We start from the raw sequence: 16,373 nt of genomic DNA, 5'->3' as shown, positions 1-16,373 counted from the left end.
TGTTACAGGCGGTTGGAATTTCTCTCCCGGAGCTCAGCTGTCGCTGCGCTCGATCGCCCGGTCATCGGTGCCGAGATAGCTCGCGATCACGAGGGGGTCGTTGCGCACGTCCTCGGGGTTGCCTTCGGCGATGACGCTGCCGGCTTCGAGGCAGTAGACACGATCGCTGATGCTCATGATCAGCGGCATGTCGTGCTCGATGATGAGCATCGAGGCACCCATCTCGCGGCGGATCTCCTGGATGAGCGGGCCGAACGCCTCGGTCTCGCGTTGGGCCACGCCGGCGGTGGGTTCGTCGAGACACAACACGTCGGCGTCGACGGCCAGAAGCCCGCTGAGCTCGACGATGCGTCGGGTGCCGGTGGACAGGTCGGAGATGAACGAATCGGCGTAGCGGCCGAGTCCGAGGAAGTCGATCAACTCGTCGGCTTCGCTGCGCATGCGTCGTTCCGAGGCCATGTCGAGGAACAGGGCGCTGCGGGCGAACGACGACCGGTGGCGGCCTTCCAGCGCGACCTGCACACACTCGCGCACGGTCAGTTCGGGGAAGAGCGTGGCGGCTTGGAAGGTCCTGCCGAGTCCGAGACCGGCCCGGGCCGGCGAGCCGAGCGATTCGACACTGGTGCCGAGCAGCTCGATCCTGCCGGTGGCGGGCACGTAGCCGCCGATTGCGTTCATCAGGGTCGACTTGCCGGCGCCGTTCGTGCCGATGAGTCCGACGATCTCGTCGCGACCGACCTCGAGGGAGACCCCGGACACGGCGACGTTGCCGCCGAAGCGGACCGTGATGTCGTGGGTGGCGAGCATGAGCTCGCGGCCCGACGACGACACGGGCAGGTCGCCGTAGACGCGCGCCGGCCGTGGGGCGGCCGCCTCGAGGTCTCGGCCGAACCAGCGGGTGACCACCGCCGGCCAGAGGAACGGGATGACCGGTTCGAAGAGCAGATAGAGCGAGTAGCCCGTCTTGGTGCCGCGGGCGCCGATGTAGTCCGCGGAGACCTGCGACACCTTGAGCAGCACGGCGAGGCCCCAGATCCCGGAAACGGCGGCCAGCGCCATGTAGATGCCGAACCAGCCGTTGTCGCCGTCGGCGAACAGGTGGTCGTAGGCGGTGTAGGCGCTCACCGCGATGCTGGCGACCTTGAGCAGCACGAGGGCGCCGCTCAGCACGGTCTCGTACACCGGTGGGGTGCGGTCGACGGTTGCCGACACCGCGGCGCCGCGGCGGACGGCAACGGGCGTGTCCGTGGTGCTGGTGGTCTCGAGATAGCCGTAGCGCTGCTCGGCGCGGGCGACGATGCCGTCGCGCACCCGGTAGAAGAGCTGCACGAACCCGCCGGGGAAGTACATGAGCATCAGTAGGAAGCCGATGCTGCTGGTGAGCAGGCTCACGAGCGTGTTGTCGGGGAAGAGGGTCGGCAGGCCCTTGACCCAGAAGGCGCCGATCACCGGCCCGATCACCGATCCGAGCCCACCGATCACGACCATGTTGACGACCTGGAGCGAATCGGCGATCTGGAAGTGGGCCTCGCTGAAACGGATCTGGCGGGCCGCGTTGCCGAACACGGCACCGCCGAGGCCTGCGATGCCGCCGGCGACGGCGAAGGCGGTCAGCTTCATGCGAACCGGGGACACGGTGTAGGCGGATGCGGTGTCGGCGTTGTCGCGCACGGCGATGATCGAGCGGCCGATTCCCGAGCGTCGGAGCCGTCCCACGACGAGGGTCGTCAGGGCGAGGCAGCCGAGCGAGAAGTAGAAGAACGTTCGCTGGTCCTTCAGATCCCAGTCGAACAACCAGCCTCGTTCGAACACGACCGAGCTCTCGTTGTCGGAGAAGAACGGGCGGTTGTAGATGTACTTCTCCGCGGCGATGGCGAACGCGAAGGTCGAGATCGCGAGCATGATGCCGCGCACGCGGAGGGCGCCGACCCCGGTGATCGCCGCGATGGCCGCAGTGAAGAACACGGAGAGGACGATCGACGGGATCGCCGGTATGCCGCTCCATTCGACGTCGAGCAGCCGGTTGTCGGCGAACCCGATGTCGAGCTCGATGCCGCGGTTGAATGCCGCCGCGCTGAGCGCCCCGATGCCGGCGTAGGCCATCTGCGCGAGCGAGACCTGGCCGGACCAGCCCGTGATCACCGTGAGCGACGCGGTCACGATGGCGAAGGCGGCGATCGTGCTGTAGAGGAAGAACTGCGACGGTCGGATCCGGTCGGGTGGCATGTCCCAGAACCAGACGAACCGGTCGATCTGTTCGAAGACCCATTCGTGGCGCATGGTGAACGCGACGATGAGCACGAGCACCGATGTGAGGGCGATCCGGGGCATGTTGCGGATCCACCAGACCCGCTGGAGGTGAGCGGGAAGCGGCTTGATCTTCGGCGCGAAGCTGAGTGGCGACTCGTCGTTGTTGGAGCGGCTCTGCCAGTACAGGGCGACGATGACGGCGATGAAGACCAGCAGTGTGGACAGGCCGGGGTCACGCGTGAAGTTGAAGCCGAAGATGTTGTCGGCCAGCGCGATCGCGATGCCGCCGGCCATGGCCCGGGGGAACGACCGCATGCCGGCGATCACCGCGGCAGCCAGCGCATTCGTGAGGGTGAACGGCCCGAGATTCTCGATGCCCGTCGCGGCCTTGCCACTGCTCAGCAGGATCATGGAGAGCGTCGCGATGAACCCACTGAGGGTCCACACGACCGTCGACACGACATGGGGATTGATGCCCGACAGTCGGCTCAGGTCCGGGTTGTCGGCCGACGCCGTGATCGACTTGCCGAAGGTCGTGCGACTCATCATCAGCCCGAGCAGGATCGCGACGATGGGGACCACGATCAGGATCTGGATCTCCGGACCCTTGACGAGGATGCCGTCGTCCTTCGCGACACCGATGCTCTCGAGGGCGGAGAAGTGACCGCCCACGCCGTCCCAGCTCCGCCCGATCGCGGCCGGGAACCGGGTCTGGGTTCCCTCGACGTCGGGGAACGCCAACAAGACGATGGCGCGCCAGAAGTCGGCGATCGCCACGGTTGCGATCAACAAAACGATGCGGGGGCGGTGGAAGAGCCGTTTCACCACCGTGACCTCGGTGACGAAACCGAGGATGGCACCCACGGCGAGCGACAGGATCAGCGCCGGCCAGAACGGCCAGTTCCAGTTGATCATCAACAGTGCGAACAGCGTCGCGCCCGGAAGTCCCATGTTGCCGACCGCGAAGTTGATCACCCGCGTCGAGCGATAGATGAGCACGATGCCCATCGCGAGCAGGCCGAAGACGAGTCCCTGGACGATGGTCCAGAAGAGGATCTGGCGGGTGACCCAGGCCCCGAGGAGGAGGGTGTCCATCAGCCGCCTTCCTTGCCGAGGAAGACGGCCCGGGCGAGATCGTCACGCTCGGCGAGTTCGCGCGCCGACCCTTCGAACCGCACCTGGCCCTTCTCGAGGAAGATCGCCCGATCCGACACGGCGAGCGCGACATTGAGCGACTGCTCCACGATGATCATGGTCTGGCCGGCGTCGCGTAGCCGGTCGATGTGGACGAGGAGGTCCTGTACGACGGTCGGGGCCAGGCCCAGACTGAGCTCGTCGATGATGAGCAGGTCGGGCTCGTGCAGCATCACGCGGGCGAGTGCGAGCATCTGTTGCTGGCCACCCGACAGGTCCGCGGCCCGTTCGTCGAGGCGATCGGACAGCGCCGGGAACATCTCGAGGACCCGGTCGATGCGGCGGCGGACATCGGCGGCATCGCTTCGGTACTGATAGGCGCCGACCTCGAGGTTGTCGCAGATGGTGAGGCTCGGCCAGACGCCCTTGCCCCCCGGGAGCATCTGGATGCCGAGCTGGGCCCGTACCTCCGGGCTCGCGAACGTGCAGGTCTTGCCGTGGTAGCGCACCACGCCCCGCTCGGGTGTCTCGAGCCCGGCCACGACCTTCAGGATCGTGGACTTGCCCGCACCATTGGTGCCGAGCAGGGCGAGGGTCTCGCCCTTGGCGACGTCGAACGACACGTCGAACAACACCTGCACCTGGCCGTAGCTGAAGTCGATGTGGTTGACCTGCATCACCGGGATGTCGGTGTCGTTCGAGACGAGATCGAAGTACGCCTGCTCCTCCTGGAGTTCCTCGACGACCAGCGACAGGTCGCGGCGGATCGCCCGGCTGCCCTTGATGATGTTGTAGCCGCCGATGGGCATCGCCACGATCGCGAGCGCGGTGATGGCGAAGCGCTCGCCCCACTCGTCCTGGAGGAAGCCGCTGATCAGGCCGCCGCCGACACCGCCGATGGCGACCATGAAGAACGTGATGATGGCGGTGCCCATGCCTCGCAGGCGGTACGGGACCACGCCCTGGATCGACGGCTGGATCATCGCGAACGCCGCACCCATGAACGTGCCCGAGAGCGTGGCGAGAACGGCGAACGACCAGACGTTGGGCATCGAGTACTGGATCGGGATGAGGATGCCCACCGGGATCAGCAGGGCCCCGATGATGCGCAGCGCCTTGTCGGGTGCCTGACGGAACGTTCGGTCGAAGCGGCTGCCGATGAACGGGAGGAATGCGACGATGAGGAGTCCGGTGGGTGCCGTGGCGTAGCCCCGCTCGAGTGCGTCGAGCCCGAACTCCTCTTCCAGGAAGAACGATTGGATCGACGCCGCCGGGAACAGGGCGAAGCCGATCGCGGCGAGTCCGACGGTCATCGAGCGGACGGTGTCGATGCGCCAGATGCGGCTGAAGGCGGCGCCGACCGAGATCGGGATCTCCTCGGTGTCGGTGCCGAAGCTGTGACCGAGGACGTCCTTCTTCTCCCACTGCCCTCGCTCGGGTTCGGGGATGAAGAACGCGAGAATGGCCAAGACGGCGACGGGGAGGCCGAGCAGGAGGTAGGCCCAGCGCCAGCCCTCGACACCGCCGGCCCAGACGGCGATGCCGCCGACGAGGACCGGACTCGCGGCGGCGAAGACCCGCCCGATCGCCGCGTTGAGCGAGTACATGCGGCCGCGTATGGCGATCGGGTACGCGTCGGCGAGCAGGGTGGAGTGGACGGTGATCGTGTTGGCCTTCGACAGCCCCGTGAAGAAGCGGGTCCAGAAGAACATGAAGGCGTTGACGGCCAGGCCGCCCAGGAACGCGAAGAAGGCGAAGGCGATGCTGGCGAGGCCGACGATCGGGCCCCGCTTGTAGCGGTCGGCGAGATAGCCCATCGGTCCGGCACCGAGGACGAAGAACACGATGGAGGCGACGGTGATCTGGGTGATGGCGCCGTCGGACACGCCGAACGTCTCGCCGATGTCGGGGCCGAGGATGCTCACCGCTGCGCCCTCGAGCTCGTCCATGGAGTTCAGGGCGAGCAGAACGAAGAAGGTGAAGGAGCCGCCCTTGGCGAATCCCTCCTTGAGCGACATCTCCTCGGATCCGACGCCCGGCAGCAGCTCGTCGGCGAACAGCACCTCTTTGGACCGCGCTGCCTGCGCGGCTTGACGCGATGCCTCCTCCTCCAGCACCGATGCGGTCAGCGACCGTGCCGACTCCGCAGCTGGTTCACTGTCGCTCACCCTCGAAACCCCCCGGAACACGGACGCAAGCGCGGCACCAGCGGGCGGCGACGCAGAGGGGGACCATACTCGTCGCAACGCTGGTATTCCTAGCCCTGTGGGTGATAGCAACTCGCCATCGACCACACGAGGAGTCGCGGCGAGATGGCATTCGAGACAACCACGACCGAGGTGATCGACGGGATCGATCTCGCGGGCCGGATCGCGATCGTGACGGGGGCGACCACCGGGCTCGGTCGGGAGACCGCACGGGTCCTCGCGTCGGCCGGCGCCCACGTGATCGTGTGCGGTCGCACGGCCGAGAAGTGCCGGGCCGCGATCGACGAGATCCGCTTGGCCCACCCTGACGCCTCGCTCGAGTACGAGCCGTTCGACCTCGGCGACCTCTCGTCGGTGCGCACCGCGGCCGACGCGATCGTCGCCCGACATCCGAAGATCTCGATCCTCGTCAACAACGCGGGGGTCATGTTCACGCCGGAGGGACGGACGGTCGACGGATTCGAGACCCAGTTCGGGACCAACCACCTCGGGCACTTCGTGTTCACCAACCACGTCATGCCCGCGTTGCTGGCGGGCGCGCCGAGCCGGATCGTCAACCTGTCGAGCGCCGGCCATGGATTCAGCGATGTCCTGTGGGACGACCCGAACTTCGAGTCGCGTCCCTACGACAAGTTCGACGCCTACGGGCAGTCGAAGACGGCCAACATCTTGTTCACCGTCGGACTCGAGGCCCGCTACGCCGCTGCCGGTGTGCGTTCCAACGCCGTGCACCCCGGGATGATCATGACCGATCTCGCCCGCCACATGGGCGCCGGCGACATGGAGGAGCTCGGCGCCCGGGCCTCGCGACGCGCATCGTCGGGCGCCGGGGGCGGCCTGCCCTCGTTCAAGACGGTCGAGCAGGGTGCAGCGACGTCGGTGTTCGCCGCCGTCGATCCGAGCCTCGAGGGGATCGGTGGTCGGTACCTCGACGATGTCGAGTTCGCGGAGCCGGAAGCGTGGGCGACCGACCCCGAGGCGGCCGAGCGCCTGTGGGCGATGTCGGAATCGCTGGTCGGCGAGACGTTCTAGCGGGGCGGACCTGCGCTCGTGAACCGGGTGCCCGGCGGGTCGACGGCCCACGGTGCCGGGGTTTCCCAGGTCCCCTCGTAGATCAGCTCGGACATCGGCACCCTCCGGACCGGGCCATGGTTCCCTTCGGGCCTGCCCAGGGTGATCGTCGCCGCGATGGCCACGTCGTCGGGCAGCTCGAGCAGCGTCCGCAGCTCCGCCTCGACGAAGGCGTGCCAAATGGTGAGGACGCCGCCGTAGCCGAGGGCGCGGGCGGCGAGGAGGAGGTTCTGGCACGCGGGGTAGACCGATGCGCCTTCCGTGGGGTTGGCCGGCCGATAGCGGATGAAGCACGGGAGCACGAGGACGGGAACGTCGGCGATGTTGTCGACATAGCGCTCCATCGAGCGGGCCATGCGGGCCTTCGGTGAATCAGGGTCGACGCCCGACCCCTGGTCGTACCCCTCGTTCTCGCGCTTGGCCGCCCACGCAGCCTGGGCGCCGCGGCCGACGATCGCCTTCGCCTCGGTTGCCACGGGACCGTCCTTCAAGACGACGAACCGGAACGGTTGACGGTTGGAGCCGCTCGGGGCACGCGTCGCCGCGAACATGATGTCGCGCAGGACGTCGTCGGGAACCGGATCGTCGGTGTAGCGCCGGATGGACCGTGTGGTGGTCAGGCCCTCGAGCAGGCCCACGGTGTCGGGCGGGAGAGGTCGCTCCCCGTGGCCGTTCATGCGGTCACACCGAGATCGGCGAGGGGCGTGCCCTCGAAGTAGTTGCGTGGGTTGTCGTGGGTGAGCCGGTGGAGCGCGGCGTCGTCGATGCCGAGATCTCGCAGCTTCGGGATGATCTCCTCGTCGAACCGGGTGGGGACGAAGGTCGCGGCGATCTGTTCGCGCAGGGCGACCGGCCAGGGATTGCCCTTCCAGCACCACACCGAATCGTGGGACACCACCACGCGGTCGCCCGCGCCGGCATCGATGACCCGGGCCAGCGCGGCGGCGCGATCGTCGTCGGACACGGTCGGGATCCCGAACCGATCGAACCCGAGATAGCTGCCGTTGCCGGCGATGCGGAGGTGGTAGTCAGTGTCGGTCGTGCCGCACGAGTGGCCGATGACGATGCGGTGGGGCGCGACACCGGCCGCCGTGAGCACCGCCTGCTGTCGATCGCCGAGTGTCCCGTCCTCGGTGTGGGTGGTGATGGGAACACCGGTTGCGGCGGCGGCCGCCGCTGCGGCGGCGAACACCGCCGACTCGTGGGTCGTCAGATCGCCGAGGCCCGTTCCCACCTTGATGAGTCCCGGCCGCACACCGGTGGAGCCGATGCCGTCGGTCAGTTCGCCGACGAACAGATCGGTCATGACCGCGCTGATGTCCTCGAAACGGGATCGGAAGTCCCAGTGGGCATGCCCGCCTTCGTGCTCCTTGTAGAGGCCGGTCGCACAGATGATGTGGAAGCCGGTCGCTTCGGCCACCGTCACCATCAGTTCGATGTCGCGACCGAGGTCGTTCGGGCACGGATCGATCATCGACGAGTAGCCGAGCGCCTGCAGTCGTTCGATGTGCTCGATGCAGATCCGTGCTGCCGAGGCTCGGTCGAAGGGCTCATCGGTCGCGGCCTCCCATCCGGGGTATCCGATCGCGAGGTGTTCGTGCATGAGGGTCCGCCCGAGATCGCTCGTGGCGATCGGGCCCGTGACGGTCTGGATCGTGGTGACGGGAGTGCTCATGGTCGCTCAAGGTAGGCGCGACGTGCGGGACGCGCCTCAGAGGGTTGTCCTGTCATCGCGTTACCCTGCTCACTCGTGTCGGCGTACATTCCCGCTTCCCCCTCCGACCTCACGCCGCAGTGGGTGACCGACGTGATGCGCGCCGCGGGTGCGCTGCCGACCGGTCGTGTGGTCGACCTCGAGGTCACCGCGTTGACCGGGGGCGGCACGGGATTCACGGGCGACACGGTCCGGGTTCGGCTCTCCACCGAGGGCGGCGACGACCCCCCTTCGTCGGTGATCGCCAAGTTCCCGACGTCGGACCATCAGACCCGCGGCATGCTCGAACAGTTCGACGCCTACGCCCGCGAGATCCGCTTCTACCGCCAGTTCGCCCACCGCATGCCGTGCCGGCTGGCGACGTTCCTGGGCGCAGAGTTCGACGAGAAGGGCGCTCGGCGCACGGGTCCGGTCATGTCGAAGGTGATCGACGCCCTACCCGATCGGGTGCAGCTCGCGATCACCGCCGACGTCACGAAGTTCATGCGGGCGACCAAGCGCCGCTACGCCCTCCTGATCGAGGATCTGGGCGCCGACAGCACCGTCTACGACATGACGGCGCCGCCGAACCGTGACCAGCTGGCCGACGCTCTCGCCGCGCTCGCCGCGGTGCACGCCGCGTTCTGGGGCGACGATTCCATCGCCGGCGACGAGATCTTCCGCCCGATCCTCACCACGACTCCCGGCCTCTATCAGACGGTCGGCCGGAAGCGATGTCTCGCCCTCGCCCAAGAGCGGTGGAACGAGTGGCTGACCGACGAACACGTTGCGCTGATCCACGATGCACTCGATCGCTTCCCCGACGACGTCGCCCGCTTGAATCGGCCGACGACGATGATCCACGGCGACCCGCGCTCCGACAACATCCTCTACGGGTCCGACGGCCAGGTCGTCCTGCTCGACTGGGCGCTCGTGGGCTACGCGAACCCCGCGTTCGACATCGGCTACCTGCTCTCGAGCAGCCTGCGCACCGACGAGATCCACCTTCGCACCTCGTTGGTCGAGGACTACGAGGCGGCGCTCGCCGATCACGGCATCGAGTTCGATTCCGCCGAGCTGCGCGCCGGCGTCGACGCGACGTATCGGGCGATGGCCGTGCAGCAGCTGATGAGCATCGCCGTGCTCAACAACGAGAGCTACGGGTCCGACGCGATGTACGACCTCTGGTACCCGCGGATCCTCGCCGGTCTCGAAGCCGGTTGGTGATCCTCAGTCGAGTTCGTCGAGTGCGATCTCGGGGAGTTCGAACACGGTGAGGTCGGCCGCACCTTGGGCGCGGTCGCCGCCGTTCGTCCTGGCGTAGGACTGGTACCGCCGTCGGGCGAACCACCAGGCGCCGTCGTCGTCTCGTTCGAAGCGATCGTGGTAGACGCCGAACGTGTCGGACCGTCTCCCGTCGTGGATGGTCTGGCGGGCCTCCTGTATGTACATCCGGGCAGTGGCCGTGCCGGCGGGTGCGTCGATCTCCATGACGGTGTTGAGGATCACGAATTCGAAGAAGTCGAACTGCACGAGCTGGCCGCTGATGAAGTCGCCGATCTCCTGCGGTCCGTGGAAGTGGATCTCGTCGTCGACGAGGTTCACCGTGATCACACAATCGGCCCGCATGATCTCGTGGAACTCGGGCCAGGCCCGCCGCGTGACGATGTCGGCATAGCGGTTCTGCAGCCGCCGCAGCTGCGTGTAGGCGACCGTTTCGGCGAGCGCGGTTGCGGTGAGGTCTTCGGGAGTCGGCACGGTGTTGCTCAGATGGGCATGCCGTGGTGGGGCGGAACCTCGAGCCGGCCGATCGCATCGGCGCGGCGGTGGAGCAGCTCGACCGTGTCGCCGAGGTTCAGGGTGATGATGTAGCGACGGGCGGCGGTCTCGCCGACGACGAAGTCGCCCTGGGCATCGAGGTCGGCTTCGACGACTTCGCGTCCGCCCTTTTCGAGCATCGCCTTCATCTCGTCGAACGTCATGCTCTTGCGGCCGGTCGCCTCGCCCACCCGTTGCAGCGCTGCCGGGCGGTTGCGGCTGGCGGTGAACAGGCCGGTGCGCTGCAACCCACCGGAGGGGTAGAAGACCGAAGCCCGCAGTGCGGTGTCCTCCGTGACGAGGTTGTGGTGCAGGGCCTCGGTGAAGCAGCTGACCGCCGCCTTCGATGCCGCGTAGACCGACGCGGTGGGCACCGGGGCGAAACCGCCGTCGCCCGACGACGTGTTGATCACCTGACCCGGCTCACCGCCCTCCAGCATCCGCGGAACGAACTCCGAGGTGCAGATCGCGGTGCCGAACACGTTGACGCCGAAACACCAGCGCCAGTCGTTGGGTTCCTGTTGCCACGGCTTGCCGCCGCCGCCGGACGTGACCCCGGCGTTGTTGTAGAGCAGGTTGACCTTGCCGTGCTGCTCGTAGACCTGGTCGGCCAGCGCCTTCACCGATGCTTCGTCGGTGATGTCGGTGCGAATGCCCGACACGGGACCGAGCGAGGAGAACTCCTCGACGGTGGCCGCGATCGTGTCGGCCTCGATGTCGGCGATGACGACGGACGAGCCGGCGCGCAGGAGCGCACCGACGATGCCCTTGCCGATGCCCCCGGCACCGCCGGTGACGACGGCGACGGTGCCGTCGATCGTCAGTGGTCCGATGTTGTCCGGGGAAACTCCTGAATCGCTCACGCGACCTCCTGCACCTGGTTGAGGGGGTTCATTCCCGGGCAGCCCTTGGCCCGCTCGGGGATCTCGGCGTAGTCGATGGGGGTCTCGACGTATTCCTTGGTCGGGCAGTAGCGCTCGGCCAGCGGCGCGAGTGCCTCGAGATCGAACTTGTAGATCCTCGCCGCATTGTCGGTGAGCATCGTCGTGGTTTCCTCACGCGTCATCTGCGAGAAGGTCAGCCGGAGATGTTCGTGGGTGTGCGGATAGGAGCCCTCGATGTGGGGGTAGTCCGAGCCCCACATGACACGGTCGACGCCGACCTCGCGCACGGCGTCGGCTTCGGCCGGCCGCAGGAACGACGCACCGATGTAGCACTGGCGCTGGAAGTACTCGGTCGGCGTCAGCGACATCTGGGCGACGGCCTGGCCGCCGAAGATCGACTCGGAGCCGTACTTCGAGTACTTCATGCGGTGATGGAAGCTGTCGAGCTTGGCCAGCGTGTCGGGGACCCAGGCGGTGCCGGTCTCGGTGATCACGTAGGGAAGATCGGGGTGACGCTCGAACACGCCCGAGAACATGAGGTGCCAGAGCGCGCGCTGCGTCCACCACTGGACCTCGAGCATGAACATGGCGAGCGACGCCGGGAAGTGGTTGCCGAAGTTGGGTGTGGCGCCGCCGGCATGATGGTTGAGCGGCATGTCGTGGGCCGCGGCAGCCGCCCAGATGGGCTCGTAGGCGGCCGAGTACAGCGGCTCGAACGGTGAGTCGGGCGGTGCCCCCGGCACGAGAATGCCGCCACGAAGACCCTGTTCGGCGGCCCACTCGATCTCCTTGACCGAACCCTCGACGTCACCCAGGAAGATCTGGATGATCCCGGCTCGGCGCGCAGGAGCCTCGCTGACGAAGTCGGCGAGCCAGCGGTTGTGAGCGCGGAGGCCGGCCCAGCGATGCTCGAAGTTGTCGCTGTAGGGCGGTGCCTCGAACGAGGTGGCGGCCGGAGGCGAGAACGGCGGCTGCGTGTTCGGGAAGAGCACGGCGGCGATGACCCCGTCCTCCTCCTGTTCCTGCAGGCGCTTGGCCGAATCGAAGTTGCGATAGCCGAACTCGTCGGGGTCGCCGTCGACGCCGACCTCCATCGGCGTGCGCTCCATGTCCTTGAACAGTTCCTTGCGGCGTTCGTGGTCGGCCTGCATGAACTCGGCCCAGAGGTCGAACTCGGCGTGGTACTTGGCGTCGAGGTAAGGGCGGTACCCGAGAAGATCCGCGCCGCAGTGGGTGTCGGCGCTGATGACCGTGTGGTGTTCGCTGCTCATGGGGTCAGTCTGGCCGGAACCGTCCGACAGGGCGAAACCGGTCAGCGGCAATCGGCGCGACCGCGGGACCTCAGGCGGCGCCGTCGACGATGGTCAGCGTGGCGTTCTTCTTCAGGCCGGCGCGGTCGTGGCGTTCGAGGCAGGCGTTGAGCGCTCGGATCTTGTCGCTCGCCGTGGTGGTGTGGAGCACCGGGAACACTGCGTGGACCAGCGCGGCTGCCGCGGCGCCGGCGAGCTGTCGGCTGACCCCCAGTGCCACGCCCATGTGTTCGCGATAGGTCTCGCCGGCCGCGTGCGGGTGGGTGGTGAAGGGGTTCGACGCCATGGCGCCAGCGTACGGAACCGGGGATCGAAGATCTGTGCGAATTCTTGCAGCTGATCTTGCTCGTGTGCAGGTACATACTCACAAGTAGAGAACTAGCACTATGTTCTTCTATTGTGGATGAGATTGATCGGGAAATACTGCGTCTGCTCCAGGACCGCGGCGATCTCACGGCACGCGAGCTCGCCGAGCACGTCGGCCTCACCGCCACGCCGACATGGCGACGGGTGCAGAAGCTCGAACATGACGGTGTCATCAAGGGTCGCGTGGCACTCGTCGACCCCGCCGCACTCAATCTCGACGTGACCGCCTTGGTGCACATCCGGACCAACGACCACAGCGCGGCGTGGCTCGACCGCTTCTGCGCCGGCATCGCCGACCTCCCCGAGATCGTCGAGGCATACCGGACATCGGGCGAGATCGACTACACGCTCAAGGTGGTGGTCCCGTCGATCGAGGCATACGACGGCTTCTACAAGCGCCTGATCGCTCGGGTCGACCTCTACGACGTACGAACCGTCTTCGTCATGGAGCAGATGAAACAGACCACGGCGCTGCCGCTCGACTACCTCTGATTCCGATACCTCTGATTCTGAGCCTCGCCGGTCGTGCCACTACCTTGGCGCCCGCAGGCTCTCGAGGAGACGAACAGCGTGACCGGAACTGTCGGATACATCGGACTGGGTGCCATGGGCGGAGCGATGGCGGGGCGGCTCGCCGAGAGCGGATTCGACCTCCTGGTCTTCGATCTCCGGCCCGATGCGGTGGCCGCCGTCGTCGCCAAGGGTGGCGTCGCATCGGCATCGGCGGCGGAACTCGCGGCCGCGTGTGCGCACATCAGCATCTGCGTTCCCGACGACGCGGCCGTGATGGAGGTCGTGACCGGCGAGGCGGGGATCCTCGAATCGTGCGCGCCCGGAACCTCGATCGCCGTGCACTCGACGGTGCATCCCGACACCGTGCGCGATCTCGCCGTCCTGGCGCGCGAGCGCGGCGTGTCGTTCTTCGACGCCGGCGTCGCCGGTGGCGCCGCCGCCGCCGAGGTGGGCGAACTCTCGATCATGGCGGGCGTGCCCGAGGGCGGGATCCCCGAGACGGCCCGGGCGGTCCTCGACTGCTGTGGCGGCGCCGTGTTCGAGTCGGGTGCGGTCGGCGCGGGTATGGCGATGAAGGTCGCCTTCAACGTGATGACCTACTTCCAGCAGGCTGCCGTCAGCGCCGCGTACCAGATCGTCGTCGGCGAGGAGAGCGATCCCGAGCAGCTCTTGGCCGCATGGCGCCATGTCGGCCAGCTCGGTGCGTTGTCGGAGCGCTTCTATCCACTCGTCACCATGCCGTCGGAGACGAAGGTGGGCGAGTTCGGCGACTTCCTGGCCGGCAACATCTATCTGGCCGAGAAGGATCTCGACCTCGCCGCCGGCCTCGGACTGGAGAGCGGTCGGCCGATGCCGGTGGTCGAAGCGGTTCGCGATTCGATGAATCTCGTCTACGGCATGCCCGTCGACACTGAAGGAGAGGGCTGACATGGCTCACGAGATCGATCAGGAGAAGTGGAACCGGGGGGCGGCCAAGATGGCCGACGTCTACCAGGACGTCGTGCCCGTCGTGCCCCACGGCTTCATGGACTTCGCCGACATCATGACCGAAGACCTCTTCGGGGCGGTGTGGACCCGTGAGGCACTCGACGTGCGCGACCGGCGGCTGATCATCATGGGGGCGATCGCCGCGATCGGCGGCACGGCCACCTGGAAGATCCAGTGCCTCGCCGGCCTCAAGCGCGGCGACTTCGACGAGCACGAGGTGCGTGAAGCACTGATCCAGGTGACGCCCTACGTCGGCTACCCGCGAGCGGCGGAGTTCGTCGGTGTCACCGAAGAAGCGATCGCCGAGTACAAGAAGACTCTCGCGGAGGGAGACGAGTGAGCGCGATCAACAACGGCAACGGCTGGTCCTACGGGATCCAGCTTCCCATCCAGACCCTCACCCGGACGCTCGTCGATCCCTGGGAGGACGCCGCCACGGTCGACGATCTCGTCGCGATCGCGCAACGCTGCGACGAACGCGGCTACGACTTCGTCGGGGTGTGCGATCACGTCGCCATTCCCGACAACGAGTACGCAGCCCGCATGACCACCACGTGGTACGACACGATCGCGACCCTCGGATTCCTCGCGGCGCACACGACGGATGTGCGATTGCTGTCCGTCGTGTGGATCGCCGCGTATCGGCATCCGCTCCAGACGGCGAAGTCGTTCGGTACCCTCGACCACCTCTCGGGTGGCCGGGCCATCCTCGGCGTCGGTGCCGGCCACGTGGAAGCGGAGTTCGAGGCGCTCGGGGTCGATTTCGCGACCCGCGGGAAGCGCCTCGACGAGACGCTCGACGCGGTGCGTGGCGCGTTCGCCGACACCTATGTCAGCCACGACGGCGAGTACTACTCCTATGCCGACGTGGGAGTCGCCCCGCAGCCCGCCGACGAGCTGCCGATCTGGATCGGTGGCAGCGGCGCGGCCGCGTGGCGACGAACGGGACGGATCGGTGACGGCTACATCCCGATGGGCAACGGCAAGGACCAGTACGGCGAGATCGTCGAGACGATCCACGGAGCCGCCGCATCCGCCGGGCGGGCCGAGGCCGGCTTCGACATCGGCTACATGCCGCCGTGGACCTACCTCCTGGGCGACGTACCCGAGGGTGTCATGGCGCTGTCGGGCGGCATCGAACCGTTGGCCGACGACATCCGCTCGGCCCGCGAGGTCGGTGCCAACACCATCCACCTGAAGTTCCGGGCCCGCGACCTGCCCGAGTACCTCGACCAGATCGACGCGTTCGCGGAGCAGGTCGTGCCGCTTGTCAACGAGGGATGAGTGCGCTGAAGTGGCGACCATGCCGGAGCTGACGAAGACCTTCGATGTCGAGGGCTTCACCCTTGCGTGGGACGAATGGGGCAGTGGCGACGGGCCGCCCCTGGTGCTGATCCACGGGTTCTCCGGATCGGCTCATGATTTCGCCCTCCACATCCCGGCATTGGCCGAGAACCGGCGCGTCCTGGCAATCGATCATCGAGGCCACGGCCGTTCGACGAACTCGTTCGACGAGGCGACCTACACGGTCGATCACATCGTCGACGACGTCATCGACTGGCTGGCGCACACGGTCGACGGACCCGTCGACCTGCTCGGTCACTCGATGGGAGGTCGGGTCGCCCTGCGACTCGCTCTCGCCCGCCGGGACCTCCTGCACTCGTTGATCCTGATGGACACGACCGCGTGGCGCTTCGGTCTCGACGACCCGGAACTGGCCGAGGCCATCAGCGGCTATTTCTCGTCGATCACCGTCGACACGCCGATGGGCCGAGGCCCCGAGACGGCGGAGGACCCGCTCATCGACGCGGCGACACCCACCGAGTGGCAGGACCGCAAGGCGCAGATGAGCGCGGCGTTCGATCCGATGGCGTGCCGGGCACTCGGCACGGCCCTGTTCGGTGACCACCTGCAACCGGTCGACCATCTGCTCGGCGACATCGACGTCCCGGTGACCGTGATCGCCGGCGAGCACGACCATCCCTACGTCGACCATGCGCCCGATCTCGCCGCCGGTGTGGTCGACGGCATCGCCGTCATCATCGACGGCGCCTACCACTCGCCCCAGCTCACGCATCAAGCCGAGTGGCGTGCCGCCATCGAGTCCCACCTCGCCCGCGTCGCCGGCTGAGCCGGCGGG

The 16,373-nt window shown here is 67.3% G+C and carries 15 protein-coding genes; 7 read left to right on the top strand and 8 right to left on the bottom strand.

Annotation, left to right across the window (positions count from 1 at the left end; genetic code table 11):
• Positions 1-33: 33 nt before the first annotated feature.
• Both R2707_10595 and R2707_10590 read right to left on the bottom strand, forming a co-directional pair.
• Positions 34-3,345, bottom strand: coding sequence for an ATP-binding cassette domain-containing protein (locus R2707_10595; protein ID MEZ5245536.1), 3,312 nt, complete (start codon positions 3,343-3,345; stop codon positions 34-36).
• On the bottom strand, positions 3,345-5,552 hold the full coding sequence (locus R2707_10590) for an MFS transporter (GenBank protein MEZ5245535.1): 2,208 nt from the start codon (positions 5,550-5,552) through the stop codon (positions 3,345-3,347). The genes R2707_10595 and R2707_10590 overlap by 1 nt, the downstream gene beginning before the upstream one ends.
• Positions 5,553-5,696: 144 nt before the next feature.
• Between R2707_10590 and R2707_10585 the strand changes: the two genes are divergently transcribed.
• Positions 5,697-6,623 (top strand): SDR family NAD(P)-dependent oxidoreductase, encoded by a 927-nt coding sequence (locus R2707_10585; GenBank protein MEZ5245534.1) that lies wholly within the window; start codon positions 5,697-5,699, stop codon positions 6,621-6,623.
• Here the strand turns inward: R2707_10585 and R2707_10580 are convergent.
• Positions 6,620-7,339 carry a nitroreductase family protein gene (locus R2707_10580; protein ID MEZ5245533.1) on the bottom strand — a complete coding sequence of 240 codons (720 nt, stop codon included), beginning with the start codon at positions 7,337-7,339 and terminating at the stop codon, positions 6,620-6,622. The genes R2707_10585 and R2707_10580 overlap by 4 nt on opposite strands.
• On the bottom strand, positions 7,336-8,337 hold the full coding sequence (locus R2707_10575) for a hypothetical protein (GenBank protein ID MEZ5245532.1): 1,002 nt from the start codon (positions 8,335-8,337) through the stop codon (positions 7,336-7,338). Before R2707_10575 ends, R2707_10580 begins: the two co-directional genes overlap by 4 nt.
• Positions 8,338-8,412: 75 nt before the next feature.
• Here R2707_10575 and R2707_10570 point away from each other — a divergent pair, with 75 nt between their 5' ends.
• Complete coding sequence (locus R2707_10570; protein ID MEZ5245531.1) at positions 8,413-9,582, top strand: phosphotransferase; 1,170 nt, start codon at positions 8,413-8,415, stop codon at positions 9,580-9,582.
• Positions 9,583-9,585: 3 nt separating this feature from the next.
• On the opposite strand, the gene R2707_10565 is transcribed toward R2707_10570, so the two are convergent.
• The 4 genes from R2707_10565 to R2707_10550 form a co-directional block, all read right to left on the bottom strand.
• The gene (locus tag R2707_10565; GenBank protein ID MEZ5245530.1) at positions 9,586-10,113 is read right to left on the bottom strand and encodes a nuclear transport factor 2 family protein; all 528 of its coding nucleotides are present in this window, start codon (positions 10,111-10,113) and stop codon (positions 9,586-9,588) included.
• 8 nt (positions 10,114-10,121) lie between these two features.
• Complete coding sequence (locus R2707_10560; GenBank protein MEZ5245529.1) at positions 10,122-11,036, bottom strand: SDR family NAD(P)-dependent oxidoreductase; 915 nt, start codon at positions 11,034-11,036, stop codon at positions 10,122-10,124.
• Positions 11,033-12,328 (bottom strand): amidohydrolase family protein, encoded by a 1,296-nt coding sequence (locus R2707_10555; protein ID MEZ5245528.1) that lies wholly within the window; start codon positions 12,326-12,328, stop codon positions 11,033-11,035. The genes R2707_10560 and R2707_10555 overlap by 4 nt, the downstream gene beginning before the upstream one ends.
• Positions 12,329-12,398: 70 nt before the next feature.
• Positions 12,399-12,653 (bottom strand): DUF6356 family protein, encoded by a 255-nt coding sequence (locus R2707_10550; GenBank protein ID MEZ5245527.1) that lies wholly within the window; start codon positions 12,651-12,653, stop codon positions 12,399-12,401.
• Between the two features lie 113 nt (positions 12,654-12,766).
• Here R2707_10550 and R2707_10545 point away from each other — a divergent pair, with 113 nt between their 5' ends.
• The 5 genes from R2707_10545 to R2707_10525 are packed head-to-tail and all read left to right on the top strand — an operon-like array spanning position 12,767 to position 16,364.
• On the top strand, positions 12,767-13,225 hold the full coding sequence (locus R2707_10545) for an Lrp/AsnC family transcriptional regulator (protein MEZ5245526.1): 459 nt from the start codon (positions 12,767-12,769) through the stop codon (positions 13,223-13,225).
• Positions 13,226-13,258: 33 nt separating this feature from the next.
• The gene (locus R2707_10540; protein ID MEZ5245525.1) at positions 13,259-14,173 is read left to right on the top strand and encodes an NAD(P)-binding domain-containing protein; all 915 of its coding nucleotides are present in this window, start codon (positions 13,259-13,261) and stop codon (positions 14,171-14,173) included.
• Between the two features lies 1 nt (position 14,174).
• Complete coding sequence (locus R2707_10535) at positions 14,175-14,573, top strand: carboxymuconolactone decarboxylase family protein (protein ID MEZ5245524.1); 399 nt, start codon at positions 14,175-14,177, stop codon at positions 14,571-14,573.
• Positions 14,570-15,517, top strand: a complete 948-nt coding sequence (locus R2707_10530) for a TIGR03619 family F420-dependent LLM class oxidoreductase (GenBank protein MEZ5245523.1) — start codon at positions 14,570-14,572, stop codon at positions 15,515-15,517. The genes R2707_10535 and R2707_10530 overlap by 4 nt, the downstream gene beginning before the upstream one ends.
• 19 nt (positions 15,518-15,536) lie before the next feature.
• Entirely contained in the window at positions 15,537-16,364 is an 828-nt protein-coding gene (locus tag R2707_10525; protein ID MEZ5245522.1) for an alpha/beta hydrolase, read from the top strand.
• Positions 16,365-16,373 lie beyond the last annotated feature (9 nt).

The sequence above is a fragment of the Acidimicrobiales bacterium genome, from assembly GCA_041394245.1.
In the GTDB taxonomy this organism is placed as follows: domain Bacteria; phylum Actinomycetota; class Acidimicrobiia; order Acidimicrobiales; family Aldehydirespiratoraceae; genus JAJRXC01.
Note: the sequence above shows the minus strand (reverse complement) of the source record. Positions and strands in the feature narration are given on the sequence as shown.

Coding starts and splice junctions, on each gene's coding strand:
- R2707_10595 (MEZ5245536.1), bottom strand. CDS start 3,345: ATGGACACCCTCCTCCTCGGGGCCTGGGTCACCCGCCAGATCCTCTTC.
- R2707_10585 (MEZ5245534.1), top strand. CDS start 5,697: ATGGCATTCGAGACAACCACGACCGAGGTGATCGACGGGATCGATCTC.
- R2707_10580 (MEZ5245533.1), bottom strand. CDS start 7,339: ATGAACGGCCACGGGGAGCGACCTCTCCCGCCCGACACCGTGGGCCTG.
- R2707_10575 (MEZ5245532.1), bottom strand. CDS start 8,337: ATGAGCACTCCCGTCACCACGATCCAGACCGTCACGGGCCCGATCGCC.
- R2707_10555 (MEZ5245528.1), bottom strand. CDS start 12,328: ATGAGCAGCGAACACCACACGGTCATCAGCGCCGACACCCACTGCGGC.
- R2707_10550 (MEZ5245527.1), bottom strand. CDS start 12,653: ATGGCGTCGAACCCCTTCACCACCCACCCGCACGCGGCCGGCGAGACC.
- R2707_10535 (MEZ5245524.1), top strand. CDS start 14,175: ATGGCTCACGAGATCGATCAGGAGAAGTGGAACCGGGGGGCGGCCAAG.
- R2707_10525 (MEZ5245522.1), top strand. CDS start 15,537: ATGCCGGAGCTGACGAAGACCTTCGATGTCGAGGGCTTCACCCTTGCG.